The organism is Gymnodinialimonas sp. 202GB13-11 (assembly GCF_040932485.1).
GTDB lineage: Bacteria > Pseudomonadota > Alphaproteobacteria > Rhodobacterales > Rhodobacteraceae > Gymnodinialimonas > Gymnodinialimonas hymeniacidonis.
In genome coordinates this window covers 1,182,916-1,206,506 of sequence record NZ_JBFRBH010000001.1, presented here as the reverse complement: position 1 = coordinate 1,206,506, position 23,591 = coordinate 1,182,916, and the positions used below count along the sequence as shown (strand labels likewise).

Below are 23,591 nucleotides of genomic sequence, written 5' to 3'. Positions count from 1 at the left end.
CCTAACTGGTCCCTGCCAGGATATACGCCTGCACGTCGAGCTGACGGGTTCCGCCCTCCATCTGAAACAGCCCGACATGGACCAGCCGCACACCGTTCGCGTCATAGGCGCCCGATGCCTCGATATCCGTCAGAATGCCATCTATCGGATATTCCCGTTCAATCGGCGCGTCGACGCCGCGCACGTCATCGAGCCGTGCGCTCAACCACCCGACCGCGATTGTGACATCGTATTCAGGGCGCGGCTCCGGTCCCATGATCGTATTGGCGCAGAAGACGCTGCCGATGGCATCCTCTGGCCAGTTTTCCAGAACCCCAGGATAGATCAGCGCCTCGTGCTGGACATTCTGCTGTTCCAACCTCGACAGATCGCCAGACAAAAGCGCATCCCGCGTTGCAAGTCCAACGCGCAGACAGCGCAGATGGCCGGTTGCAATGCCGGGGCCGAGGTCCGCCTCGGTGGTGAAGACGTCGAAATGCATAGGGTCGGCGTCGAGCACGTCCTGCCAGGCCGAATTGACCCTGGGATGTGCGTCGGGGGCGGGCATGACGGCGTGGACCGCATCGGCAAAGCCTTCGGCGGATTGCCCGGCTTCGAAGATCAGGTCCAGCAACGGGCGCGGATCGACCTGCGCGTCGGCGGGGCCGGAGGCAACGCCCCATAGAAACAGCGCTGTTGTCCACGTCTTCATCAAACCGCTCCTCCAATCAGATATGCCCGGAACGAGACCTGTTGGTGCCCGTTCGTCAGGATCACATCGCCCGACTCGACCCAGACCATAGTATCTCCCGCCTCGTTCCACCCGGATAGCCTGAACCCATCCTCTCCCAACAGCCGCAAAAACAGCCCGCCGCTTTCGCTTTCCACATGAGAGAAGACCGCACTCAAACCGGTCACCGCTTCGGCCTGGAGCAGGATCGCGACCGTCTCAGCGTCGTCCCAGATGAAGGTGCAATGCAGACGCGCCACTGCGGCCTCTGGCCAGACCTCCGCATCATCGGCCAAGGGAAGGACCGCGCCCATCAAGCCAAACGTCTCGGGCCGCGCGAAGCCGTGTTCGGCGAACAGATCGCGGGTCGCCAACCCGTATCGCGCGCAGCCGAACAGCGCACCGGGCCGGGGTGAGGCCCCCTGCCCGCCAAACGTGCCGCCGAGCGCCCATCGAAACGGATCTTCTTCTGCCGTGATGTCTGGCTCCGGCTCGAACCGAGCATCGGGCAAGACCGCTTCCAGATGCTCCCTGAAATCGTCCGACCGGGCATAGGCATGGGATCCAAGGCTGAGCACGTCGGCCAAAGGGAACTCCAAGGGCTGCGCGTGGAGCGGGAGGCCGTGCAAAGCGGCCAGAGCAAGGACAACCAGAGCGCGTTTCATCGGCGCAAACGCTACGCTGCTGCCGTCATGCTCACAACGGGTCAAACACCGCCCGCAAGGGCGAAACTGCGCATCGCCACTGAGCTGTTGGTTGCGCTGAGCGAAACCGTCGCCGACTCGACCAAGACCCCATCCAAGGGAACAGCCCCGCTTGCATCGGCCTGCCGAATATCCGAGCCGAGCCCCAGCGGGTCATCTTGCCAAACGCGCGTTTCAAACCAGTCCGCAAGGGTGGCGTCGACGAGAGATTCATCCAATGCGATGTCCACCTCGTGGGTTGGCGCGGCAAGGACGTATCGGCAATTGAGTACTGCAGACGCCGCACCGGGCCAGACCGCGCCGTCATCGATACGAATATCAGCCTCGTGCAGTACGGTTTCGGCCTCAAAGCTCAGATCACGGTTCTCAGCAAAGAAATCCAGCGTTGAACGCCCGTATTGCGTACAGGCCAGCCCAAAGGCGCTGAGCGGGTCTTGGGACACTAATAGCGTGCCATCGATCATCCAAAACGCTTCATCCTCGACCGCTGGGATCAGGTTGCGGCGCGCGATCCGGTGGTCCGGGAAATGCTCTGTCAGCCGGTCCATCAGCGCGTCGGCGCTGCCCCCAACCATCATCGCAAGATCAAACGGCAGGTCCAGAATGGGTGGTGCATCCTCTGCATGGGCAGAACTTGCCAGACCCAAAGCAAGAAACGAGGCCAACAGGGATCGGACCATTTTCGTCGCTCCTTTGAGAGGAAAGTGGCGCGGTTGACGCGCGATGGAAATAGTGACGTCTCACGCCGATGAATGCTGTTTGATCAGCTAAACATCAATAAAGTAAAGAAGATCACTGTCGTTTCTCGTCGATCTATGCTGATTGATGACGGTTTCGTTTATTATGAAATGGCCCCCCTTGAGTTGAAAAATGGCCCCCCATTCTCGCGTCCGTAAAATCACACCTCCGACGGCGAATCCGACGCCTAGGAGAACTCAGCGAATTCGCGGAAGAGCGCGATCTCCTCAATAGCGGGGACAGGATCAAGTTCCTCCGGGACGCCAACAACGATCTTGGAAGCATCAAGTGCTTTCACCAACACATGATTGTCGATCCAGCTATTGTCCCACAGGTCTGCTGCTTGACCGTCTACGATCTGGCAAATCGGTTCGAGGCTTGAAAAATTTAGATCAACGCCGTTGGCTTTGGTTATCCGTTGCAACCATACCTCAAGATGCCCGTTGTGAGGTATTCGCTGCATTTTTTGGATGACTTTGCTCCAGAGAAGTTGTCGGTCTTGCTCTGGCGCGAACGAAATTAACTTCGCGAGTATTCCGGACAACGCTGGGAACGCGCTCGGTGACACTACCGCAATGTCACAGACTATTGCCACTTGGACTACAAGATCGTCAGGCGCTACCGTGACGGTCATAATTTTCTGAAACGCATGGTCAGCCAACCGTTTGACAGCACCTGTGTTGGGATACTTCCGGGCAAATGAGTGCAAACGTAGAAGCTGCTTCTGCACCGACTTCGCTTGGGTGATATCCATGTCCTCAAGCTGTATACCGGCCAGTTTCTCAGATTTGATTGCCCCCTCAACGATGTTGGTGCTGACAGATGTCTTCGCACCGCCAAGCTGCATCCCCACCTTCCTTAGACAGTCGCTGATAACCCGCACGATCTTGGTGGCCAGCTCGTCACTACATGTGAAGACGCTGTAGTCGTCACGGTATCTCAGGATATGGAAGTCTGTTTCACCCTTCAATTGATTGGTTATCAGGTGGTCCACATAAGCCAACACGAGCTCGGCAATAACGTCCATCAGAACGGAACCTTGAGTAATCCCGTTCGTCTGTCCGTAGCGGCTGTTCCTGATATGGAAGTCTATTTGATTACCTAGAAGTGTCCTGTCGGTTTGATGTTGCTTTGCGAAATCATACCCGTGAAGCGCCCAAGGAATGCTGTGCGTATACAATGAAGCGTAGCAGTTGGAGACGTCAGTTTTCAGTAGGTGCGTGTATTCAAGTGATAGAGCGAGCGACCGTTGTTCGTAGCGCAACCACCAATTTCTAACCTGCAACGCATCATGACTAGTCGATGTGGACGACGCCATAGGGAAGCCCGTGCACTCAACAACTCCAGTCTGTAGCTCATTGAAACGCTCTTGAAGAAGCGACCAGTTCGATTCCTCACAGATTAGCTGAACCAAAGTGATGTAGATGGCTGGGTGGATGAGCTCAAATGGTCGCCATGCGAAACGTCCGTCTTTGGTGCTCAACAGCTCGTAGTTTACGCCAGCCGTGTCGACAGGTCGGTGTGGTTTTGCTTTCTGAAAATCGGTGTAGGGCCTGCCCGATAGAGCAGCCGATACGTCAGAAAGAATGGATCCAAAGCTAATGTATGGTGGAAAGTCCGATCGAAAGTAGCATTCTGGCCGTTCTAGGTAAGCCCGGGCTGCTGCACCATCCAAGTCGATAACTCGTTTCATCTTTATCCTTTGTAGCTTCAGACAAACCGTCCCCGTAAAAAGTGTTGCTCTGATGACCACGCTGATACGCCTGCGCAGCAGCGCCTGAGCAAACGAAAAACGTGCAGCGCGACAGAGTTTCCTCCACGACGCAATCGGGTCGTTTCACCGTTCATAGAGCACCTTAGAGAATCAATCCGGCAAAGTATGGCGCGGTTGAGCGGGCTCGAACTTATGACGATTCTGGTTGGTTGGTGACGGTTAAGGCGCATCACGAATGCCATTTTAGGCCGTTTGACAAGAGCATTGGCCCCCCAAATGGCCCCTCGAGACAAAAAAAAAGCCTGTAACCCCTTGGGATTACAGGCTTTTTTGAGGGTGGTGGCGCGGTTGACGGGGCTCGAACCCGCGACCCCCGGCGTGACAGGCCGGTACTCTAACCAACTGAGCTACAACCGCTCACCCTTTACACCGGGCAACCCGGCGTGAGGGGCGGTTTAGGGCTAGCCGCCTGCCCCGTCAAGCGGTCCGTCGCTTGGATTTGCGGCTTTTCCGCAGCCCGCGTCTTGCCAGGCTCATCTACCCCCGCCGAATAGGGCGTTCCGCTGCTGGCCCAACACCCGCGCGCTGCCGTTCGCGGGCGAAAACATAGAGGCCCGCGCCCGCGATCAGGGCGGTGCCTGCAAGCATCACCCAGCCGGGGCGTTCACCGAAGACCACCCATCCCAAGACAATCGCCATGGGTAGTGCAGCATATTCATAAGAAGCAACCGTCGCCGCATCCCCCAAGCGATAGGCCTGGCTGAGGCAATAGCCGATCATCCCAGACATCAGGCCAAGGATCGCGAACTTCCAGATGTCGTCTGACGCGGGCCAGATCCATGCGCGGAGAAGGAAAACAAGGCTCTCATTTTGTACCTGATCCGCGAGCCGTCCGTCGCCCACACTGATCCAGAACAGGATCGAGACACCGATAAACGCCACCTGAATGTAGATCGCCATGGCCGACGCCGCCGACTTCGCGCCCAGTTTGCGAGTCATCACCTGCATACCTGCGTAGCAGGCCGCCGCAATCACCGGCAAAAACAGCGCGCCCGGCGGCACGTCCCCCCAGTCGCTGGACGGCAGCATCATGACGCCCACACCGGCAAAGCCCACCAAAAGGGCCGTTAAACGATGTATGCCCACACGCTCCCCCAGAACAGGGATCGCGAGCAAAGTGATGAAGAGGGGAGCGACGAAGAACAGCGCTGTCGCAACACCCAGCGGCATAACTGCCAAAGCCGCAAAGAAGGTCATGTTCGCAATCACGATCAGGATCGCTCGCACAAGGTGTAGCCCCGGCTGGTCCGTTTTCAGCAAGGCTAGCCCGCCCTCGCCCATAAGGATCACGGCGGTAAAGCACAGCCCGATGACCGAGCGGATGAAGACCATTTGGTGCAGCGGATAGCCGCCCGACAGCAGCTTGATCAGCGTATCGTTGACCGAAATGCAGGCCATGCCGATCAGGATCAACACGATGGCGCGCGTTGGCGTCCCGCTGCTCATACATCTGCCCCGCTCAGCCGGTCGGCCAGCCAGACCGTATCGCGCCATGTAACCGTCACGGCAGGCACTGAGACGCCAAGAATGTCATCGGCAAACTCCGCGCTCTCCTCGCCGCCCCATGCCTTGTAGATCGCGCGGGCCTGCATGTTGGCGCATAGCACCTCCAGCGAAAGCGGGCCGGGAATGGCCAGAACCGCAACAGAAGACATCAACGCCCGACCGATCCCATGCGCGCGGAATGCCGGGGCCACATGGAGGTTATCGAGAAAGGCGTGCTCGTCAGGTCCCGAATCCAGCATCGCCGCGAACCCCAACAAAGTGCCAGCCCCGTCGCGGGCCACAAGGCACCGCCGGTCACGCAACGCGCCGTTGTGCCACTTGCGCGCCATGTAGTCGGTCAGATGCGCGCCCAACGCATATTCGGGCAGAACCCCCGCATAGTCCCGACGCCAGTTCGCCTCATGCAACTGCGCGATCTCGGGCAGGTCCTGCGGCAGAGCCGGGCGAATATGCATGACAAGGGACGGTGACATAGGCGGACGGTGCATGGCCCACCGGCCAAGCGCAAGAGACGGCGTTACAATCCGCGATGGGTGCGAACGAGGTCCTCCAACAAAGCCAACTCCGCCATGATCTCCGACAACAAGCGCGCTGGCAGGTCGATCTGGGCAAAAGGGCCAGTTTCAGGCTCGCCGGTTTCAATCACAATCGTCATGGCCTGTGGCGTATCGCGCTGCGCACGGTAAAGGTCGATGATGGATTGCAGCTCAACCATTCGGAACACATCAGCCGCCTGCGCATGTCGCATCAGGAAGGTCGTGTCGGATCCATCCAGAAACAGGCCTGCTCGAATATCATTCGGCGCGGTCTCTCCCAGAACCGGGGCAAGCGTCGAATTGGCCAATATCCCGGTGTCCAGCGCCGAAACCTCGAAGTTCAGCCAGGCCAGCGCCCCCTCAGCATCATACTCCAGATCGAACACGACGCCGCGCCCGACCGAGACATCGATCCGGCACCAAAACCCGCCGGGGTTGCGCTCCGGCGGCAGGTCTTGCGGGATCGGACCACAGGCCGACAGGACCAAACCTGCGCCCTCGCCATCGGTGCGCAGGATCTGCACGTTGTCCGGAAAGTACTGAACGAAGGCGGTATTCGGGTCGTCCGCAATGGCGGCTGAGACCTGAATCATCGGGCCGTAAACCTCACTCGGCACCAGCGTACAGATCAAGGGGCTGCCAAGCTGGCCGGGCTCCACGAAGTACTCCGGCAAAGCCGTCGCGCGCGCATCTTCCGGCAAATCATCAGCGATATAATTCTCGGCACAGGCCTCAGCCGAGAAGGCCATGCCTTCAGAGCCTACCAACCCAAGCGCGCAAACCAAAACGAAAAACGGATATGCTTTCAAAGCGCCCTCAGGCCATTGCTTCTGCCAACACGCTGACCCTAAGGGCGCGGCGCGGGGCTGTCACCTGTCTGGCAGCGGTATGAACTCGCCATCATCGGTCGGTGGCAGTTGGAAGCGGCCATGTTGCCAATCGCCTTGCCGCCAAGCCTCTTTCGCCTCTTCGATGCGCTCTTTCGAGGAGGCCACGAAGTTCCACCAGATATGACGCGGCCCTTCCAGCGTTTCACCCCCAAGGATCATTACGCGCGCGCCCTGATCGCCGGCCTGCATGGAAACCCGGTCCCCGGGCCGGAACACCATCATCTGGCCCTTCTCAAAGGTCTGACCCGCAATGGTAACGGCCCCCTGCACCACATAGGCCCCACGATCCTCATGGTCGTCCGGCATGGGCAGCTTGGCCCCAGGCCGCAATACGGCGTCGGCGTAGAACATCTCGGACGGGGTGGCGACCGGCGCGGCCTCGCCATAAGCGGTGCCGAGGATCAGGCGCAGTTCCTTCCCTTCGCCTTCCAGAAACGGCAAGTCTGCCTTGGCCGCATGAACGAAATCGGGCGCATTGTCTTCAGCGTCCTTCGGCAAAGCGATCCACGTCTGAATGCCCGCCAGCCGGTAGGGCTGTTTCAACATCTCACCGTCGATGCGCTCCGAATGGGTGATCCCGTGGCCCGCCGTCATCAGGTTCACCGCGCCCGGTTCGATCCATTGATCGGTGCCAAGGCTGTCGCGGTGGTGAAACTTGCCCTCATAAAGGTACGTCACGGTCGACAAGCCGATATGGGGATGCGGGCGGATATCCACGCCCTGCCCCGTGATGAACTCCGCCGGTCCCATCTGATCGAAGAAGATGAACGGCCCCACCATCTGCCGCTTAGGCGCGGGCAAGGCGCGGCGGACTTCGAAATCGCCCAAGTCACGGGCGCGCGGCACAATAACGGTCTCGATCGCATCCACATCGTCACCGGTCGGGCAATCGGGGTCGAGGGCGGGGTTCCAGCTCATGGGTCAATTCCTCATTACGTGTTCAACGTAGTTAGCCCCGTTGCAGGATCGCGCCAATTCCCGGAATCCAAACCGTTTCTGTGCGCTCTCGCTCAGACAGCTTTCATGCCGAACACTTCTACGCCCTGAATCGGCTGCTGCTTTTGCGCCAGCTGGATCCCCGTGATGATCCGAACGGCAAGCCAGACGATCCATGCAATCCAGATCAGAAAGCCAATCAGGACAAAGGCCAGAATGAAGCCCGCGATGATCCACACAAAACCCCACCAGAATGTCCGGATCAGGAAGGACAGGTGCGTATCAAGCACCGGATCCTTGCCGCGCTCCACATAGGCGTAAACCACACCGGCCAAAGCGGTGAAGGGCACAAAAATGCCAACACCCATGAGAATGTAAATGATGATCGCAGGCTGCAGTGGATCGCCTTGCCTGGGCGACATGATCGGTGGAGGGCCTTGGTCTGACATGCTGGATAACCCGTTCTTTTTGCGCGTTGAACCGACTGTGACAGCAACGCCTTGCGCGGGTCAACAATGCGCGTGTCGTATCGATGATCGGGTTCGGAAAGGAGGGCTCATTTGCAAACACGTCTGCCTGCTAAAACACCCTTATTCGCTCTTCAGAGGAGAAGGTGGTGGGTGGTGAGGGGCTCGAACCCCCGACATCCTCGGTGTAAACGAGACGCTCTACCAACTGAGCTAACCACCCGAACCGACGCGGGCTGTAACAAATCCTTTGCCACTCCGGCAAGCGGTTACTGACCTAAAATGCACGCTTTTCCGTTTTCCACGGCATGAACGACACCTTGCCCCCCCGGCAACGTGCCAAGCGCCTCCGGTGGCAGGCCCAATGCAAGGCACCGAAGCAAGCGTGATGTGACACCATGAGTGACTAGGATTGTAGGCTGCGTGAGTGCGTCCAGTACCGCCTGACACCGCACGGTCATATCATCCAGCGTCTCACCTCCGGGGGCACCGAACTTCCACATATGCCAATCCTCGGTCGGGTTGATGCCGCCTACCTCAGCCGCGATCTCGGTCGGCGTACGCCCGGTCCAGTCGCCTACATTGATCTCCTGCAGGCGCGCATCTTCAACCGCTGCCTCAAAATGCGCGCCCAACGCGATCTGCGCCGTGGTCTTGGCCCGGCCAGACGGGCTGTAGAACGCCGCTTGGCTGCCATCCAGAACGTCCGCCAGAATGGCCCGCTGCACCTCTGCCTGCGCGCGCCCCAACGGGGTGAGCGGTGAATCGCCCCACCCCTGCATCCGGTCGGCTAGGTTCCATTCCGTCTGCCCGTGGCGCAGCACGTAAATCGGCGGGTAATCAGGGCGTGCCATCATCTGCCCCTGCATCCATTTCCGCCACTTCCTCTGCGCTTCCGACCCACCGGCGCGGCCCCGCGCCCCGAGCGCCCATGCGATCATCGGCATTATAAAGCGGGCAATGCTCCATCGACAGGCACCCACAACCGATGCACGCGCCCATCTGGCTGCGCAGGCTTTGCAGGGTGGCAATCTTCTCATCCAATTGGGCGGCCCAGACATCCGCAGCCTTGCGCCATTCGTCTGCCGTGATCCGCCCATCAGGCAACGAGTCGAGCATCGCCTTGATTTCTGCGAGCGGCACTCCCACGGCCTGAGCCGTGCGAATGATCGCCACCCGCCGCAATTCACGCCTGTCATAGCGGCGATGATTGGCCGCCGTTCGCCAGGATTGGATCAGCCCTTCGGCCTCATAGAAATGCAGCGTCGACACGGCGACACCGGCCCGCTCCGCCATCTGGCCGACGCTGAGATCTTTCGCGATGCGAGAGGACATTGGCGCTTTACCTCAAGTGAACTTGAGGCCGTAGCCTCATGAAATCAAATCGATTCGCCAAGAGGAAAAGACAATGAACACTCAAATCACGGCCCAAGCGCCCATCGCACACGCCAGCCGTCCCACCCTTAACCGCCTCTGGCGCTCATGGTGGCTGCGCGCCGCAAAAGCGCAGCAACGGCGGTGCCTCGAACGCGTTTTGACCGACCCGCATCTGGCCCGTGATCTGGGCTTGCCGGTCAACGAACGCCCGATTTTGCGCACGGATCTGTGGTGAGGCGCCCTACAAACGCAAGCCCACCCGAGCCAACCGCGTTCACAAGAAAGGAAGGTTGGTGGGTGATGAGAGATTTGAACTCCCGACATCTTCGATGTGAACGAAGCGCTCTACCACTGAGCTAATCACCCGCCGTGGGGCGGCATTTAGCCCTCTTCGTCGGGCTTCGCAAGGGGGGCGACATCGCCCGCCGTCGGGTCCGCCGCGGCCCGCTTCAGCTTCAGCGTCAGCATCTCGCCATTGGGCTTTTCGAGGCGCTTTTTCACCATCAGCTTGCCAAGCGGCGGCACGATCACCTCTTCATTGGCGTCGAGCGCTTTGCCAATCTCGTCCAGGACCACATCGAAGACCATCTTCGCCTCGGACCGCTTCAGCGACACGCGATCCGCCACCGCCTGGATCAGATCCGGTCGACGCAGCGCGTCAGTGGCCGTGGATGCGGCAACCTCGGCCGCGGGCTTCGGTGCGGGTGCTGCGGGGGATGTCGGTGCAGCCGCTTTGGCCGCCGTCGCAGACGTCGTAGAGGATTTCTTGGTGCTTGTGGTCGATTTGCGCCGCCCGGCCGATGTCGCCTTGGCCGTCGTGCTTTTCGCTTTGCTCGTTGTCTTGGTCGCCATCTCGATCTGCCCTTCCACCGGCGTCACGCAAAAGCCCGCGCCGATTGTTTCCATTTCGACAACAGCTTAACCGATCAGCGTCCATTGGGCCAGTGTGCGGCAAAATTAGAGTTAACTGGCCGCATCCACCAACCGCAAACGCCGCCGATCCCAGCGCGGCCAGCCGATCAATTCGGACACGGTTACAAAGCGGAACCCCCGCCCCATCACACCATCCAGTGCGGCTGGCATCGCGCGCACCGTTGCCGTGTGGATATCATGGGCGAGGATCACGCCACCGGGATGCGATCCATTGACCACCCGGCTCGATATCACCGACGATCCGGGGCGTTGCCAGTCCAGCGTATCGACAGACCAGAGCACCGTTGGCATGGCGCGGGTCTGGTGCAGCATCAGGCGCTGCCGATCATAAAGGTTGCCATAGGGTGGGCGCATCGTGACCGGTGGCCGTCCAACAGCCTCGTAAACAGCGCGATTGGTGCGATCCACTTGGTTCAAAACCGACCCGTCCGAATGCCCGTTCAGATTGGGGTGCGACCAGGTGTGATTGCCGATCTCGTGCCCTTCATTGACCATGCGCTGCAAAATCTGCGGATAGCGCGCGGCATTGCGCCCGATCACGTAAAACGTGGCCCGGATGCCCCGTGCGCTCAGCATATCTAGCAGTTGCGGCGTCAATCGCGGGTGCGGCCCGTCGTCGAACGTCATCGCAACGTAGGGCTGCGCAGTGGGAATACGTGTGACGGTCGCATCAACGCCGCGGCGAATTTCTCCACGTCCGGCAAAGGATTGGGGCATGGATTGCGCTTGCGTGGCACGCGAAACGAACGGCACGGCAAGGGTGGATGCTGCCAAATGCAGCAGGGCACGGCGGTTTACTCTGGACATGTCGCGTGGACCCTCGCGATGGCTTACGCCCCCCCGCTCGCACGATGGGCGAAAGACCGCCTGTCGCGCAACGAATCGGTTGGAGGATTGCTCGAATCAGAGGTGGGGCGTTGTCGAATGGCCACGATTCAGGCCCACCGCAGGCCGCGAGCACGCCCAAATCGTTGCGAGAGCGCCACTTTTTGACGCCTGAACGCTGTTTGTCGGCGCTTTTTGAGCGAGTTGCATTGATCGACACCCCTGCATTTTGCCAATGTCAAATCAACGCGGGGCTGCAACGCCGCGTCTTTCGTCTGCTTAACACTCGGGGAAATCCTATGAAAAAAGTTTTGATCGCCGCTTTGGCCATCGCCGCATTCGCAACCGCCGCACAGGCCGGTGGCATCGTGACCGTCACGCCGGAAATCGTCGTGGTTGAAGATACAGCAGCGTCGAACGGCGGCATCTTCGTGCCGATCTTCGCGCTTCTGCTGCTGATCATGCTGCACCACGGCTAAGGGTCGGGTGCCGCGCACCCATCCATATCAAGATCACCGCTTCGGTTTAGAAGCGTGTTGATGGGCGCCCCGTTCTGCGGGGCGCTTTTTTTATTCAAAGGGGGAAGACACTTATGAAAAACTTTTTGGCTTTAACGTTGGCGGCCAGCCTGACCGTCAACACAGCGTTCGCGCAATCCGCGCCGCAACCACAGATGGACGTAACCGTCATCCATCAGAATACGGCCGAAACGGCCGAGCATATCATCGTTCCGGCCCTGGCTATATTGATGGTTCTTCTCGTCCTGACCGCAGCCAATGACGGTGGCATGATGAGCTACGCCCATGCCGCAAGTGACGAACGCCTGAAAGAAGACATCGTGCGCATCGGCACAACTGAGGCCGGGTTTGGCATTTATGAGTGGAGCTACATCGGATCAGATCAGCGCTTTCGTGGCGTGATGGCGCAAGAGGTCATGCAGTACCGCCCTGATGCGGTCACTCCGATGCTGGGGGGCTATCTGGCGGTCAACTACGACGCGCTTGGCCTGACCATGGAGTTGGTGGACTAAACGCCGCTCATTGCCATCGGCACAAAAAAGGCCCCACCGACACGATCCGGCGGGGCCTAACTATGTTCAGTGCGCGGTTGCGCCGGTGCCACCACGCTCCAGCGCCGCTTGGGCCGCAGCTGCCTCTTCCGCTGCTTCATCCCATTCAATGGGTTCCGGCACAGACGTCAGCGCATGTTCCAGCACTTCCGACACGTGGCTGACGGGGATGATGTTCAGCCCCTCTTTCACGTTGTCCGGGATTTCCGCCAGATCCTTCTCGTTCTCCTGCGGGATCAGGACCGTTGTGATGCCCCCACGCAGGGCTGCGAGCAGTTTCTCCTTCAACCCGCCGATGGGCATGGCGTTGCCGCGCAGGCTGACTTCGCCGGTCATGGCGATGTCACGCTTTACCGGAATACCCGTCAGGACCGAAACAATGGAGGTCACCATTGCCAGACCCGCACTCGGCCCGTCCTTGGGCGTTGCGCCATCGGGCACGTGGACGTGGATGTCCATCCGGTCGAACTTCGGCGGCTTAACCCCGATCTGCGGCGCGATGGAGCGGACGTAGGAAGAGGCCGCATCAATCGACTCCTTCATCACGTCGCCCAGCTTACCGGTCGTCTTCATCCGCCCCTTACCGGGCAGTTTCAACGCCTCGATATGCAGCAGGTCACCGCCGACTGACGTATAGGCGAGGCCCGTGACGACACCGATGGCGTCGGCATCCTCGGCCAGACCGTAACGGAACTTCTTCACGCCAAGGAAATCGTCGAGGTTTTCGGGAGTTACGACAACTTCTTCATCCTTCCCGCGCACAATCCGCGTCACCGCTTTCCGCGCCAGTTTGCCAATCTCACGCTCCAGGTTCCGCACGCCCGCTTCACGGGTATAGGTGCGGATCATTTCCTGCAACGCTTCCGGTTCCAGCGTGAATTCCTTGGCTTTCAGACCATGGTTCTTCACCTGCTTGGGGATCAGATGGCGATGCGCGATCTCCGCCTTTTCATCCTCGGTGTAGCCGGCCAGCGGAATGATCTCCATCCGGTCCAGAAGTGGCCCCGGCATGTTGTAGGAGTTCGCGGTGGTCAGGAACATCACGTTCGAGAGGTCATATTCAACCTCAAGATAGTGATCCACAAAGGTGGAGTTCTGTTCCGGGTCCAGCACTTCCAACATGGCCGACGCCGGGTCACCCCGGAAATCCTGCCCCATCTTGTCGATTTCATCGAGCAGGATCAGCGGATTGGTCGTCTTCGCCTTCTTCAGCGCCTGGATGATCTTGCCGGGCATCGAGCCGATATAGGTCCGCCGGTGACCGCGGATCTCGGACTCGTCACGCACCCCACCCAGCGAAATCCGGATGAACTCGCGCCCCGTAGCCTTCGCAACGCTCTTGCCAAGCGAGGTCTTACCCACACCCGGCGGGCCGACAAGGCACATGATCGGCCCCTTCAGCTTCTTCGAGCGTTTCTGGACTGCCAGATACTCAACGATCCGTTCCTTGACCTTCTCAAGCCCGTAATGGTCGTTGTCGAGGATCTCTTCGGCGCGGCCGAGATCCTTCTTCACGCGCGATTTCACGCCCCACGGGATCGACAGCATCCAGTCCAGATAATTGCGCACCACCGTAGCCTCGGCGCTCATCGGCGACATGTTCTTGAGCTTCTTCAGCTCCGCATCCGCCTTCTCGCGCGCCTCTTTCGACAGCTTGGTGGCCTCGATCCGCTCTTCCAGCTCGGCCACTTCGCCCGCGCCGTCTTCGCCATCGCCCAACTCGCGCTGGATCGCCTTCATCTGTTCGTTAAGGTAATATTCCCGCTGCGTGCGCTCCATCTGAGACTTCACGCGCGTCTTGATCTTCTTCTCGACCTGTAGCACGGACATCTCGCCCTGCATCAGGCCATAGACCTTCTCAAGCCGGGCGGCGACTTCAAGCGTTTCCAAGAGCTCCTGCTTCTGGTCCACTTCGATACCCAGATGGCCCGAAACAAGATCCGCCAGCTTCGCCGGGTCCGATGCCTCGGACACGCTCGTCAAAGCCTCTTCGGGGATATTCTTCTTAACCTTGGCGTATTTCTCGAACTCTTCCGCGACCGAGCGTGTCAGGGCGGCAATCGCCTCCAGATCGCCAGTGGATTCCGCCAGCGGACTGGCCGTCGCCTCGAAATACGGGTCGACCATGGTGAACTCGTCGATATGCACACGGCGACGCCCTTCGACGAGCACCTTCACGGTGCCATCTGGCAGCTTCAGCAACTGCAACACATTGGCCAGGACGCCATTGTCATAGATGCCGTCCGCACTCGGATCATCATCCGCCGGATCACGCTGTGACGACAGCAGGATCTGTTTGTCGTCCTGCATCACTTCTTCAAGCGCGCGGACCGACTTTTCCCGGCCCACAAACAGCGGCACTACCATATGTGGAAACACCACGATGTCGCGCAGCGGCAGGACGGGATGGGTGGTTTGCTCTGGCATAAGCCTCATGCCTTCCTTTTGTTCAGGCAAGGGTGCGGGGCCCCGCTTGGCGGCAGCCTAGCCCCCTTCCTCTCTCGGATGTCTTAACGTGGGGCGCGCACAGGGTGGTTTCAAGCGACCGATGCAGCACGCAGCATTTGCGTCACGATGCACAGCTTGGTCGCGCGACACAACCCACGCCTAGGGGGTATTGGTCGCACATACGCAAAATACTGTGGAAAACAGGAAAGCCGGGGCACCGCAGAGGCACCCCGGCGCGTCCATTCAAACACGCAATGGTGTCTACCGCGTCATTGTCACCGGGCGGTACACTTGGATGGAGCCCTCTTCACCCACAACCGTGCCGTAGATCGCACCCGTGATGGTGGTGTGGTTCAACACCCGGAACACCGCCCGATAGTTCAACAGAACACCGTCTTCGCTCAGCGAAAACTGCGTCTGCAGCATCGGGTATTCCGTGACATCGCAGCCGACGACCACCGAGACCTCTTCCTGCGTCAACGCCCCGTCCACAGCCTCCGCCACCTGCTCAAACAGAATCGAGCTCGGGACGACCGCTACGTCCAGCAGCGGCGCTTCCGGGTCACTCCAGGACGTGACCTGCAAATCGCCGCCGCTCAGTATGAAATCCGCCGTGGATGCACCTTCCGCCGGAATAGGCACTGGCATCACCATGCCGCCGCCGGACATCACGCCAAGCCCTTCAAGGTTGGCGACCTCCCAATTGCCCACAAGGCCTTCCGAGATGTCGGCAATGTAGGTGGCCGGGTCCATGTCGCAGATGTCAAACGGTGTCACCTCTTCCTGCGCAAAGCTGGCGCTTGCGGAAAACAAGGCGGCGGTCGTCAAAAAAGCGAAGCGGGAAAAGCGTGGCATGTCGGTGTCCTTTCAACTGATGAAATGCAGTTATTCCATCATGTAGGTCACAGACATGTCAGGCCGTAGTACGGTTTCCCTTCATTTGAGGGGGAGTGGGCAAAAGGCTTTCCCCTCCATGCCCTCAACACCTGACCGCGGTTACACACGCGCCAATTTGCGCGCCTGCCAACCTGCGATGGACCAATCCCTGCGCTCGGTCAGGTGGGCGACAACACCGTCCAACTCGCTGGCCACGAAATCATCCAGCACCAGAAGCAACCACGTGCCAAGACCTACATCTTCATAGGTATGGGTTATGCGAACCTTACATTTACCCGGGGCGATCCCTTCGCAGTGTAATTCGAACGTGCCGGACTGGCCGCTGCGACGCGGGCCATCATCGTTGGGCTCAAAGTCATAAACACCGTGATAAGGGCGCGCATCGACGCGACGATCCTGTCGTTGCACCAGCATTCCATAAGGCCCCAGCCGATACCGCGCCTCGCGGACGTTTGGCCCCAGATCGGGCCGATCCTTGACCTCAACCAAACCCTCTACCCAATGGCGGTCGGCGGCGCCGGTTTCTGGTATCAAGGCGGCCCAGATCGCATCAGGTGCGGCGCGAACGATCCGCTCTGCCGCGGCACGCAATGGCAGGCGCAGCCCCCATTTGCGGCCCACATCATGGGCCAGCGCAAGTTCGACAACGATGTAGGTCAGGAAAAATCCGAACCAGTAATGGGCCTCAACCGACAGCCCCAGCGGCAAAACCGGGTCCACAATCCTAAGGCACTCCATGATCAGGTAGGCAAAGGCCCCCACTTCCAGCCCGCGCCTGAGGCCCGGAGCAAGGGAGATCACCAAAACGGCAATTGCGCCGAACACTAGGAAGACTGCGATCCCAAGCGAGGCGAACCTGATCCAATTGGGCCCCTGCATTTCATGTTTGAAGAAAAGGCGGAGCTCCGGCGTGTATTGCCACATGAGCGTAAAGGCGGCTGCGATGAGCACGGCGAATAGCGCAAGCCTGCGCCGCTGGCGGTATAGACGTCTGAACATGCCCACTCCTTTGCGCCAAAATGGTCACGCAAAGGGGCAAAAGAGCGACAAAGTTGGGCAAAAGCCGGGGAAATGGCCGGAGGGACAGTCAGTCGAAGCCCGGCGCGCCCTGCCCCGTCATCTTTTCGACCTCAAGGCCAAGATGCAGGCCAATCGCCATTTCAATCCGCGCTACCTCGTCCGCGCCACGGGGGCCGTCCCACATCAGAAACGCGCCGCGCGTCGGGCTGAGCGCCCAGATTTCCGTGGTCTTCGTGGCCCTGAGCCGGGTTGAGGGGCCTGAGCCAAAGTTGCTACGCACCGTGTCGTATCGCCCGACGCGTAACCCATCCTCGGCGGCCACATGCCAGCCCCGGATCGGGCCGGGGCGGCGCAGGCCGTCGGGGCTGATGACCATGGCCACGCCGAAAGCCGACCAAAGCGCGTGCAAAACGGCCCAAAGCAGAAGCAGCGATACGCCAAGCAATACCCAGACCCAAAGCGCGAGTTCGCCAAGCGAAACCGCGACCGCGACGATACGAAGGCCGAATACGGCCAGCCCGCCGAACACCATGGCGGCGATGACAGCCGCCAGGGCCGATCCATGGGCGCGGATGATCGTTCGTGATGCCAAGGTTTGTGTCCTCGCCTTGTTTTCGATGCGGCAACGAAATCTCGTAAACCGCCGCACTCTAAATCTTATACAGTAACACGTTTTTTGTTTTGTATGAGTGACTTAACCCATCTGCTCACGCGTGAGCAGCTTCAAATCGGCGCAATATCACCCTCTGCCCGACGTGCGTGGAATTCGGCCTCGAACGCATCGAAACGATCCTCCGCAATCGCAGCCCGCATCCCCGCCATCAGCTCCTGATAATAGTGCAGGTTGTGCCAGGTCAGCAGCATGCCCGAGATCATTTCCTGCGCCCGGAACACGTGGTGCAGATAGGCGCGGGAATAGTTGCGGCAGGCGGGGCACGTGCAATCCTCATCCAAGGGGCGCGGATCATCGGCGTGGCGCGCATTCTTGATGTTCACCTGCCCCCGCCGCGTCCAAGCCTGCCCCGTCCGGCCAGAGCGTGAGGGCAGCACGCAGTCCATCATGTCGATGCCCCGCTTCACCGCGCCCACGATATCATCGGGCTTGCCAACCCCCATCAGATAGCGCGGCTTGCCTACGGGCAGCTGATCGGGCGCGTAGTCGAGGCAGCCAAACATCGCATCCTGCCCCTCGCCCACCGCAAGGCCACCCACCGCATAGCCATCGAATTCAATCGCTCGCAAAGCCTCAGCACTCTCCGCGCGCAGGTCTTCTTCCAACCCGCCCTGCTGGATACCGAACAGGGCATGGCCGGGCCGGTCGCCAAACGCATCACGCGAGCGCTGCGCCCACCGCATAGACAGCCGCATGGAGCTTTCCAGCGCCGCCCGATCCGCCGGAAGCGCCGGGCATTCGTCGAAACACATGACAATGTCAGACCCGAGCAGCTTCTGGATTTCCATCGACCTCTCGGGGCTCAGCAGGTGTTTCGACCCATCGATATGGGACCGAAACGTCACCCCCTCCTCGGTCAGCTTGCGCAACTCGGCCAGCGACATCACCTGAAAGCCACCGCTATCGGTCAGGATCGGTTTGTCCCAGTTCATGAAGCGATGCAGCCCACCCAACCGGTCGATCCTCTCCGCCGTTGGACGCAGCATCAGGTGGTAAGTGTTGCCAAGCAGAATGTCCGCTCCGGTCGCCGCCACGCTTTCGGGCATCATCGCCTTGACCGTAGCGGCCGTTCCGACCGGCATGAAGGCCGGCGTCCGGATCTCGCCACGCGGCGTGTGGATGGCGCCGGTGCGGGCCTTGCCCGATGTGGCGTTGAGGGTGAAATGAAAGCGCTGTGTCATGAGGCGAAGCCATGCACCGACACGCGGCGATTGCCAAGGGGTGGGCGATGCTCAATGCTGCAGCAACGCTTCAGAAACGGAACCCCCATGCCCCAAAAGCTTTTTGCGATCCTCCTCGGGCTTGCAGCCCTCCTTGCAGCGCCGCTGAGTGCGCTGACCGTGGCCGAATTGACGGCCATCCACGAGACACGGAACGAACCTTATGAGTTGAACAGCATCGTCATGGACGATGAATGGCGACGCGCGGTGGCAGCGGACCTGCGTTTCATCGATCCGAGCGTCGCGCAGGAGGTATTGGCCGCAGCGGCGAGCCGCTTTGACGCCGCCAATATCCATATCTATCAGCAAGCCGACACGTCACTCGTGTCCCATATCGTGGCGCTTGAGGTGGAGGGCGAGATTGTCCTTCTCTCTTGGCATTCCACCGCCTTTTTCGAGATCCCGGAATTGGTCGAGCGGCGCATCGACCTGCTGGATGATGTTCTTCAAGCCTTCGCCCCACAACGTTTTCAAGACGGTTGGGCCGGGCAGACCTTTGCGGCAACCATCGAGAACGTCCACGCCTGGGCAGACGGCGCGCGCGACGGGCCCTATCCTGGCTGGACTTATGAGGACCAAGCTGGCGTCCAAAGCCTCGGCTCCTCCGTCATTCCAGATTGGGTTGAGATCACCGTGACCTCTTTGTCCTGCGAACCGCGATATCCCTCGCAAGGGTGGGCCGTTCAGTTTTTCTGCGTCGACTAGCGGAAGGCTGACCGCCCCTCCGCCAGCCAAACAAAGACAAAAGCCGCGCCCGCCGTGCGGCCCTTGCTTTTTTGCGGTCTTCATCTGCCATTTTTGCAAACAACTCCCGCTCCTCCATCATGCTGGTTCTCTCGACCGATGGGATTTCAATCTTGCGAATGATCTCGTGCATTTGCCATCTCCTTTTGTTTATAAGGCCTTGTAATGCCCGCGCCTCGCACAGTGCGACGGACAGCATTGCGAGGCGGTTTTCAAAAATGAAAAGGTTGCGCCATGTGGGATGACCTCGCCCTGTTCTCGGAAGTGGCCCGACAAGGCAGCCTGACCGCTGCCGCAGAGCGGCTTGGCAGCAGTCCCGCAACGCTCAGCCGCCGGATGAAAGCGCTGGAAGCCTCTCTCGGCCGCCCGCTCTTCCTGCACGGACGGCAAGGCTATGCCTTAACGAGCGAGGGGCGCGAGCTGCTGCGCCGCACCGAGCGGATGGAGGCCGCGGCGGCTGACATCACGGAATGGCGCGACCGCCCGCGCGGCAAACGCAGGGTGCGAATATCGGCAGGCACTTGGACGGCTATGATCCTGTCGCGGCACCTGACTGCTTTCTGGGATGCAAGCTGCGATTGGGTGCCGGAATTCCTGCAATGTGAGTTGGACATGGACATCGCCCGGCGTGAGATCGACATCGGCATTCGCAACCGAAGGCCCGACCAGCCGTGGCTGGCCGGGCGAAAGACAGCCAGCGTGCATTTCGCAGCTTATGGGAAAACACCCGACGTGGCCGGTTGGATCGGCGCAGCGGGTGATCGGGCCAACACGCCTTCGGGCCGCTGGACCGAAGCGCATCACGGCGACGATATCGTGACCCGGGCTAATGAAGCGCAACTTGGCATGGCGATGGCGCAGGCCGGCGTGGGGCGCATGGTGCTGCCGACCTTCATCGGGGATCACACGGCAGGGCTTATCCGATTGGGCGCGCCAATTGAGGATTTGACCTCAGAAGAATGGCTGGTCTGCCACCATGAAGGCCGCCACGACCCGGCCATTCGGCAGGCCCTGACGGCATTGGCGCAGTTTCTGAGTTCGGACGGTCGCACCAAGGCCGCATGACCCGCGCGGCCTTTACGACCCAAGGCGCAATCCCTATATCTTCGCTCAGGTATTCGATTGGGACAGACCATGACCGAGCAGACCCCGCAAATGGAAGGCGCACCACTGATCGCGCCCTCAAGCACGGACCACCCGTTGTATGACAATGTGGTAGAAGCCTGCCGGTCCGTGTTCGACCCGGAAATCCCGGTGAATATCTATGACCTCGGCCTTGTCTACACGATTGATATCGGGCCGGAAAACGACGTCTCTATCATCATGACGCTAACCGCACCGGGCTGCCCGGTGGCCGGAGAGATGCCTGGCTGGCTGGCCGACGCGGTCGAGCCGCTTGACGGTGTGAAAACCGTCAATGTCGAGATCACCTGGGACCCACCCTGGGGCATGGACATGATGAGCGATGAAGCCCGCCTCGAATTAGGCTTCATGTAACGCATCCCCTGTAAAGTCGGGCTTTCCTTACGCCTTGTGACGCGCGCGTCGCCTTGCGGTCAGCCCCCCTGCCTGCCATCGTGGATGTGGGGCTAAACCTCGTGCCACTGCGTCGTGACGGAGGCGTGGTGCGGGCAGAGGATACAGGACAGCCATATGGCAGCCTACACATTTGCGGCGCTCTTTCTGGCGCATGTCTTGGCGGACTACGTGCTGCAGACGACCTGGATGGTCGTGAATAAGCGGCGCGCCATCGCCATGGCGGCCCATATCGGCCTTGTTCTGGGAACGATGTGCCTGACAACGCTAACGTTCAACCCGTGGTTTCTGGCATTGGCCGTTGCGCATCTGTGGATCGACATCGTCAAAACCTATGCCATGCCCGAGGGACTGTTTGCCTATATCTTCGACCAGCTTCTGCATGTCGTGTCCGTCGCGGGGATCGCATTGCTTGCCCCGGGGATCTGGCCCGCCAGCCCCTTGGCGGAGGTCGAGAACCTGCCGCTTTACTACATGATCGCAGGTGGTGTGCTGTTTGCCGCGCGCGGCGGGCAATATGCCGTGGCGACCATTCTTGCCCGTCAGGGTTTGGGCGACAGCAAGGGCGTGCTGCTGGGATGGTTTGAACGCGCGGCCTTGTGCGTCGTGCTGATCGGCGGCTGGCCCGTATTCGCCGGTGCAGTTTTGGCGGCAAAGGCCATTTACATGGGCGCGAAAATGCCGGGCCGGGATACCACATCACGCAACAGGCTTATCCTCGGATCGGGCATTAGCTTGGCCTGGGGGCTGGCGGTTGCGATCCCTTTGGCGCTTGTCATGCCGATGATGCACTGACACGGGCTTGAGGCGCAGGCTCCCTGCCCTTACATTAGCTACTGACACGCACTCCAAAAGGATCGCCCCCATGTTCGGCATCCCCGGCAAGCAAGCCGTAACGCTCACCGACAAGGCCTCCGCCCAGATCGCCAAGCTCATGGCACAGGGCGGCACGCAAGGGCTGCGCATTGGCGTCAAGAAAGGCGGCTGTGCGGGCATGGAATACACGATGGACTATGTGTCCGAGATCGACCCGAACGATGAGGTCGTGGAACAGGATGGCGCCCGGGTGATGATCGCGCCGATGGCACAGATGTTCCTGTTCGGCACCGAGATCGACTATGAGGTCAGCTTGCTGGAAGCGAGCTTCAAGTTCCGCAATCCCAATGTGTCTGACGCCTGCGGCTGCGGCGAGTCGATCAAGTTCAAGGATATCGACGAACTGGCCGCTGAAAAGTGAGCGTTTCGGCCGAGGAGATCGCGCACGCGGTTGAGTTGTTCTCGGGCCTTGGCGACATCACCACACGGAAAATGATGGGCGGTCTGTGCCTGTATCACGAAGGCACGATCTTCGCGCTTTTGATGTCAGACGGGCAGCTTTACCTTAAAGGTGCTGGTGATTTTCAGCAGGTGCTTGAGGATGAGGGCTGCACCCGTTGGCAATACCAGCGCGAGGGCCGCGACAAGCCCACGTTCATGCCCTATTGGACGATGCCGGACGCTGCCCTTGATGACCCCGACGAGGCCGCGACCTGGGCACGCCGGGCGTTAGAGCATCTCTAGGATGACCGCGGATTGACCCTTACACCTGTCGAAACGCCGTTTGGGCCGGGAGAGGTTTTTATCCTCAAGGGCCATGTCCGCCATCTTTCACTTCCGGACCGAGTGCTGGACGGTATTCCGGTAAGCGTAAGTGTGCACGATCTCGGCGATATGGACGGCCCCGCAGGTGCGGAGCTTTCGGATGGTGTGACTGCAGCTCTTTCTCTGGCGACCCCGTGGCTGGACAGGTTCGAAGCCGATCATCGCATCGCGCTGGACCATCTTTCGCAGGCAGGGTTCCCGCCCGACATTCCTATTGTGCGGGCGACGTGGCAATTGACCGTCGCGGCCCCCAACAAATGCAGGCCCGAAATCAAGGCCACGCATCCGTTGGAGATAAGCTACTTCGATGGTAAATCTTGGGTATCGATCTATCTGGACGCGGACGGCAATGCCGACATGCTCCTGTCGCGCACGCAGTTGGATCAAATAATCGCATCGGCGAGAGTAGAGGCGCAACGCGCCGTCGCCGCACCGCTTAATCATTCCGTTTTTGGCAGCTTCAAACCCGAAACACTGCTGACCCTCAAACGCAAGATGCTGAATGGTAAGCGTGTTGCGATTGACCTCTACCTGCCCGACACAGCCATCGACAGGCTTGCCTCTGGCGATCTCGATCCTTTCGTGCCGCTTGTCGAACGCCTTACCGAGCTCGCCCCTGCGGTCCGAACCGCCGCCCTGTCGTGTAAGGCGGATTGGCTTGCCGATCTGCTCGACCCACTGAACGCGCATTTGCATCCAAAGCTCCTCAAGACCTTTCCCAAGGCGCAGAGCGACGGGATTGGCGATGAGGCCTTCCTCAACAGCCTTTGGATCAGCCGCATCAGCCTTGCGCCCTTCGGTTCCGGACCATCGGACGCAGATCCGTGTGCCACGTGGGATCTTCATGCCCTGCCCAAGAAGGCGGACAATACGATCTTCGCGGTCAAAACGGCCCCGGATGGGACCGTCCTTTCGGCCGCATTGGAAAGCTGAAGCACTTGCGAGGAG

Annotated in this window: 28 protein-coding genes and 3 tRNA genes; 10 read left to right on the top strand and 21 right to left on the bottom strand. The window is 60.0% G+C overall.

Annotated features, from left to right (window positions below):
• Position 1: 1 nt before the first annotated feature.
• The 13 genes from V8J81_RS06040 to soxR all read right to left on the bottom strand — a co-directional run bounded on the left by V8J81_RS06040 (position 2) and on the right by soxR (position 9,595).
• Positions 2-691 carry a hypothetical protein gene (locus V8J81_RS06040; RefSeq protein ID WP_368474849.1) on the bottom strand — a complete coding sequence of 230 codons (690 nt, stop codon included), beginning with the start codon at positions 689-691 and terminating at the stop codon, positions 2-4.
• Positions 691-1,374, bottom strand: a complete 684-nt coding sequence (locus V8J81_RS06035) for a hypothetical protein (RefSeq protein WP_368474848.1) — start codon at positions 1,372-1,374, stop codon at positions 691-693. Before V8J81_RS06035 ends, V8J81_RS06040 begins: the two co-directional genes overlap by 1 nt.
• Positions 1,375-1,415: 41 nt before the next feature.
• Complete coding sequence (locus V8J81_RS06030; protein ID WP_368474847.1) at positions 1,416-2,093, bottom strand: hypothetical protein; 678 nt, start codon at positions 2,091-2,093, stop codon at positions 1,416-1,418.
• Between the two features lie 245 nt (positions 2,094-2,338).
• The gene (locus V8J81_RS06025) at positions 2,339-3,844 is read right to left on the bottom strand and encodes an RNA-directed DNA polymerase (RefSeq protein WP_368474846.1); all 1,506 of its coding nucleotides are present in this window, start codon (positions 3,842-3,844) and stop codon (positions 2,339-2,341) included.
• Positions 3,845-4,205: 361 nt separating this feature from the next.
• Positions 4,206-4,282 (bottom strand) — tRNA-Asp (locus tag V8J81_RS06020).
• A gap of 120 nt (positions 4,283-4,402) precedes the next feature.
• Complete coding sequence (locus V8J81_RS06015) at positions 4,403-5,371, bottom strand: DMT family transporter (protein ID WP_368474845.1); 969 nt, start codon at positions 5,369-5,371, stop codon at positions 4,403-4,405.
• Positions 5,368-5,904: a GNAT family N-acetyltransferase gene (locus V8J81_RS06010; protein ID WP_368474844.1), complete on the bottom strand. Its 537-nt coding sequence runs from the start codon at positions 5,902-5,904 to the stop codon at positions 5,368-5,370. The genes V8J81_RS06015 and V8J81_RS06010 overlap by 4 nt, the downstream gene beginning before the upstream one ends.
• A 44-nt stretch (positions 5,905-5,948) precedes the next feature.
• Complete coding sequence (locus V8J81_RS06005; protein ID WP_368474843.1) at positions 5,949-6,776, bottom strand: hypothetical protein; 828 nt, start codon at positions 6,774-6,776, stop codon at positions 5,949-5,951.
• 60 nt (positions 6,777-6,836) lie between these two features.
• Complete coding sequence (locus tag V8J81_RS06000) at positions 6,837-7,775, bottom strand: pirin family protein (RefSeq protein ID WP_368474842.1); 939 nt, start codon at positions 7,773-7,775, stop codon at positions 6,837-6,839.
• Between the two features lie 92 nt (positions 7,776-7,867).
• On the bottom strand, positions 7,868-8,242 hold the full coding sequence (locus tag V8J81_RS05995) for a DUF4870 family protein (RefSeq protein ID WP_368474841.1): 375 nt from the start codon (positions 8,240-8,242) through the stop codon (positions 7,868-7,870).
• Positions 8,243-8,407: 165 nt separating this feature from the next.
• Positions 8,408-8,483 (bottom strand) — tRNA-Val (locus V8J81_RS05990).
• A gap of 46 nt (positions 8,484-8,529) precedes the next feature.
• A complete protein-coding gene (locus tag V8J81_RS05985; protein WP_368474840.1) occupies positions 8,530-9,114 on the bottom strand; it encodes a histidine phosphatase family protein in 585 nt (194 codons plus the stop codon).
• The gene (gene soxR, locus V8J81_RS05980) at positions 9,101-9,595 is read right to left on the bottom strand and encodes a redox-sensitive transcriptional activator SoxR (protein ID WP_368474839.1); all 495 of its coding nucleotides are present in this window, start codon (positions 9,593-9,595) and stop codon (positions 9,101-9,103) included. Before soxR ends, V8J81_RS05985 begins: the two co-directional genes overlap by 14 nt.
• 73 nt (positions 9,596-9,668) lie before the next feature.
• Between soxR and V8J81_RS05975 the strand changes: the two genes are divergently transcribed.
• Positions 9,669-9,872, top strand: coding sequence for a hypothetical protein (locus V8J81_RS05975; protein ID WP_368474838.1), 204 nt, complete (start codon positions 9,669-9,671; stop codon positions 9,870-9,872).
• Positions 9,873-9,928: 56 nt separating this feature from the next.
• Here V8J81_RS05975 and V8J81_RS05970 read toward each other — a convergent pair.
• The 3 genes from V8J81_RS05970 to V8J81_RS05960 all read right to left on the bottom strand — a co-directional run bounded on the left by V8J81_RS05970 (position 9,929) and on the right by V8J81_RS05960 (position 11,377).
• Positions 9,929-10,003: transfer RNA gene (locus tag V8J81_RS05970), tRNA-Val, on the bottom strand.
• A gap of 15 nt (positions 10,004-10,018) precedes the next feature.
• Positions 10,019-10,543 (bottom strand): HU family DNA-binding protein, encoded by a 525-nt coding sequence (locus V8J81_RS05965; protein ID WP_368474837.1) that lies wholly within the window; start codon positions 10,541-10,543, stop codon positions 10,019-10,021.
• Between the two features lie 57 nt (positions 10,544-10,600).
• On the bottom strand, positions 10,601-11,377 hold the full coding sequence (locus V8J81_RS05960) for a polysaccharide deacetylase family protein (protein ID WP_368474836.1): 777 nt from the start codon (positions 11,375-11,377) through the stop codon (positions 10,601-10,603).
• Between the two features lie 317 nt (positions 11,378-11,694).
• Here V8J81_RS05960 and V8J81_RS05955 point away from each other — a divergent pair, with 317 nt between their 5' ends.
• Entirely contained in the window at positions 11,695-11,874 is a 180-nt protein-coding gene (locus V8J81_RS05955) for a hypothetical protein (RefSeq protein ID WP_368474835.1), read from the top strand.
• 113 nt (positions 11,875-11,987) lie between these two features.
• Positions 11,988-12,425, top strand: coding sequence for a tail fiber domain-containing protein (locus V8J81_RS05950; RefSeq protein ID WP_368474834.1), 438 nt, complete (start codon positions 11,988-11,990; stop codon positions 12,423-12,425).
• Positions 12,426-12,491: 66 nt separating this feature from the next.
• On the opposite strand, the gene lon is transcribed toward V8J81_RS05950, so the two are convergent.
• The 5 genes from lon to tgt form a co-directional block, all read right to left on the bottom strand.
• Entirely contained in the window at positions 12,492-14,891 is a 2,400-nt protein-coding gene (gene lon / locus V8J81_RS05945) for an endopeptidase La (RefSeq protein ID WP_368474833.1), read from the bottom strand.
• A gap of 282 nt (positions 14,892-15,173) precedes the next feature.
• A complete protein-coding gene (locus tag V8J81_RS05940) occupies positions 15,174-15,767 on the bottom strand; it encodes a hypothetical protein (RefSeq protein WP_368474832.1) in 594 nt (197 codons plus the stop codon).
• A gap of 141 nt (positions 15,768-15,908) precedes the next feature.
• The gene (locus V8J81_RS05935) at positions 15,909-16,808 is read right to left on the bottom strand and encodes a hypothetical protein (protein ID WP_368474831.1); all 900 of its coding nucleotides are present in this window, start codon (positions 16,806-16,808) and stop codon (positions 15,909-15,911) included.
• An 88-nt stretch (positions 16,809-16,896) separates the two neighbouring features.
• Complete coding sequence (locus V8J81_RS05930; protein WP_368474830.1) at positions 16,897-17,421, bottom strand: hypothetical protein; 525 nt, start codon at positions 17,419-17,421, stop codon at positions 16,897-16,899.
• A gap of 131 nt (positions 17,422-17,552) precedes the next feature.
• Positions 17,553-18,683: a tRNA guanosine(34) transglycosylase Tgt gene (gene tgt, locus V8J81_RS05925; RefSeq protein WP_368474829.1), complete on the bottom strand. Its 1,131-nt coding sequence runs from the start codon at positions 18,681-18,683 to the stop codon at positions 17,553-17,555.
• Between the two features lie 87 nt (positions 18,684-18,770).
• Here tgt and V8J81_RS05920 point away from each other — a divergent pair, with 87 nt between their 5' ends.
• From V8J81_RS05920 to V8J81_RS05890, 7 genes are all read left to right on the top strand, one after another.
• Positions 18,771-19,427, top strand: coding sequence for a hypothetical protein (locus V8J81_RS05920; protein WP_368474828.1), 657 nt, complete (start codon positions 18,771-18,773; stop codon positions 19,425-19,427).
• A gap of 273 nt (positions 19,428-19,700) precedes the next feature.
• Entirely contained in the window at positions 19,701-20,531 is an 831-nt protein-coding gene (locus V8J81_RS05915; RefSeq protein ID WP_368474827.1) for a LysR family transcriptional regulator, read from the top strand.
• Between the two features lie 69 nt (positions 20,532-20,600).
• Complete coding sequence (locus V8J81_RS05910) at positions 20,601-20,963, top strand: SUF system Fe-S cluster assembly protein (RefSeq protein WP_368474826.1); 363 nt, start codon at positions 20,601-20,603, stop codon at positions 20,961-20,963.
• 156 nt (positions 20,964-21,119) lie between these two features.
• Positions 21,120-21,797: a DUF3307 domain-containing protein gene (locus V8J81_RS05905; RefSeq protein WP_368474825.1), complete on the top strand. Its 678-nt coding sequence runs from the start codon at positions 21,120-21,122 to the stop codon at positions 21,795-21,797.
• 70 nt (positions 21,798-21,867) lie between these two features.
• Entirely contained in the window at positions 21,868-22,239 is a 372-nt protein-coding gene (locus V8J81_RS05900) for a HesB/IscA family protein (RefSeq protein WP_368474824.1), read from the top strand.
• Positions 22,236-22,562 carry a TfoX/Sxy family protein gene (locus V8J81_RS05895; protein WP_368474823.1) on the top strand — a complete coding sequence of 109 codons (327 nt, stop codon included), beginning with the start codon at positions 22,236-22,238 and terminating at the stop codon, positions 22,560-22,562. Before V8J81_RS05900 ends, V8J81_RS05895 begins: the two co-directional genes overlap by 4 nt.
• 12 nt (positions 22,563-22,574) lie before the next feature.
• On the top strand, positions 22,575-23,576 hold the full coding sequence (locus V8J81_RS05890) for a hypothetical protein (RefSeq protein WP_368474822.1): 1,002 nt from the start codon (positions 22,575-22,577) through the stop codon (positions 23,574-23,576).
• Positions 23,577-23,591: the final 15 nt, after the last annotated feature.

Coding starts and splice junctions, on each gene's coding strand:
- V8J81_RS06040 (WP_368474849.1), bottom strand. CDS start 691: ATGAAGACGTGGACAACAGCGCTGTTTCTATGGGGCGTTGCCTCCGGC.
- V8J81_RS06035 (WP_368474848.1), bottom strand. CDS start 1,374: ATGAAACGCGCTCTGGTTGTCCTTGCTCTGGCCGCTTTGCACGGCCTC.
- V8J81_RS06030 (WP_368474847.1), bottom strand. CDS start 2,093: ATGGTCCGATCCCTGTTGGCCTCGTTTCTTGCTTTGGGTCTGGCAAGT.
- V8J81_RS06025 (WP_368474846.1), bottom strand. CDS start 3,844: ATGAAACGAGTTATCGACTTGGATGGTGCAGCAGCCCGGGCTTACCTA.
- V8J81_RS06015 (WP_368474845.1), bottom strand. CDS start 5,371: ATGAGCAGCGGGACGCCAACGCGCGCCATCGTGTTGATCCTGATCGGC.
- V8J81_RS06010 (WP_368474844.1), bottom strand. CDS start 5,904: ATGTCACCGTCCCTTGTCATGCATATTCGCCCGGCTCTGCCGCAGGAC.
- V8J81_RS06000 (WP_368474842.1), bottom strand. CDS start 7,775: ATGAGCTGGAACCCCGCCCTCGACCCCGATTGCCCGACCGGTGACGAT.
- V8J81_RS05995 (WP_368474841.1), bottom strand. CDS start 8,242: ATGTCAGACCAAGGCCCTCCACCGATCATGTCGCCCAGGCAAGGCGAT.
- V8J81_RS05985 (WP_368474840.1), bottom strand. CDS start 9,114: ATGGCACGCCCTGATTACCCGCCGATTTACGTGCTGCGCCACGGGCAG.
- soxR (WP_368474839.1), bottom strand. CDS start 9,595: ATGTCCTCTCGCATCGCGAAAGATCTCAGCGTCGGCCAGATGGCGGAG.
- V8J81_RS05975 (WP_368474838.1), top strand. CDS start 9,669: ATGAACACTCAAATCACGGCCCAAGCGCCCATCGCACACGCCAGCCGT.
- V8J81_RS05965 (WP_368474837.1), bottom strand. CDS start 10,543: ATGGAAACAATCGGCGCGGGCTTTTGCGTGACGCCGGTGGAAGGGCAG.
- V8J81_RS05960 (WP_368474836.1), bottom strand. CDS start 11,377: ATGTCCAGAGTAAACCGCCGTGCCCTGCTGCATTTGGCAGCATCCACC.
- V8J81_RS05955 (WP_368474835.1), top strand. CDS start 11,695: ATGAAAAAAGTTTTGATCGCCGCTTTGGCCATCGCCGCATTCGCAACC.
- V8J81_RS05950 (WP_368474834.1), top strand. CDS start 11,988: ATGAAAAACTTTTTGGCTTTAACGTTGGCGGCCAGCCTGACCGTCAAC.
- lon (WP_368474833.1), bottom strand. CDS start 14,891: ATGCCAGAGCAAACCACCCATCCCGTCCTGCCGCTGCGCGACATCGTG.
- V8J81_RS05940 (WP_368474832.1), bottom strand. CDS start 15,767: ATGCCACGCTTTTCCCGCTTCGCTTTTTTGACGACCGCCGCCTTGTTT.
- V8J81_RS05935 (WP_368474831.1), bottom strand. CDS start 16,808: ATGTTCAGACGTCTATACCGCCAGCGGCGCAGGCTTGCGCTATTCGCC.
- tgt (WP_368474829.1), bottom strand. CDS start 18,683: ATGACACAGCGCTTTCATTTCACCCTCAACGCCACATCGGGCAAGGCC.
- V8J81_RS05920 (WP_368474828.1), top strand. CDS start 18,771: ATGCCCCAAAAGCTTTTTGCGATCCTCCTCGGGCTTGCAGCCCTCCTT.
- V8J81_RS05915 (WP_368474827.1), top strand. CDS start 19,701: ATGTGGGATGACCTCGCCCTGTTCTCGGAAGTGGCCCGACAAGGCAGC.
- V8J81_RS05910 (WP_368474826.1), top strand. CDS start 20,601: ATGACCGAGCAGACCCCGCAAATGGAAGGCGCACCACTGATCGCGCCC.
- V8J81_RS05905 (WP_368474825.1), top strand. CDS start 21,120: ATGGCAGCCTACACATTTGCGGCGCTCTTTCTGGCGCATGTCTTGGCG.
- V8J81_RS05900 (WP_368474824.1), top strand. CDS start 21,868: ATGTTCGGCATCCCCGGCAAGCAAGCCGTAACGCTCACCGACAAGGCC.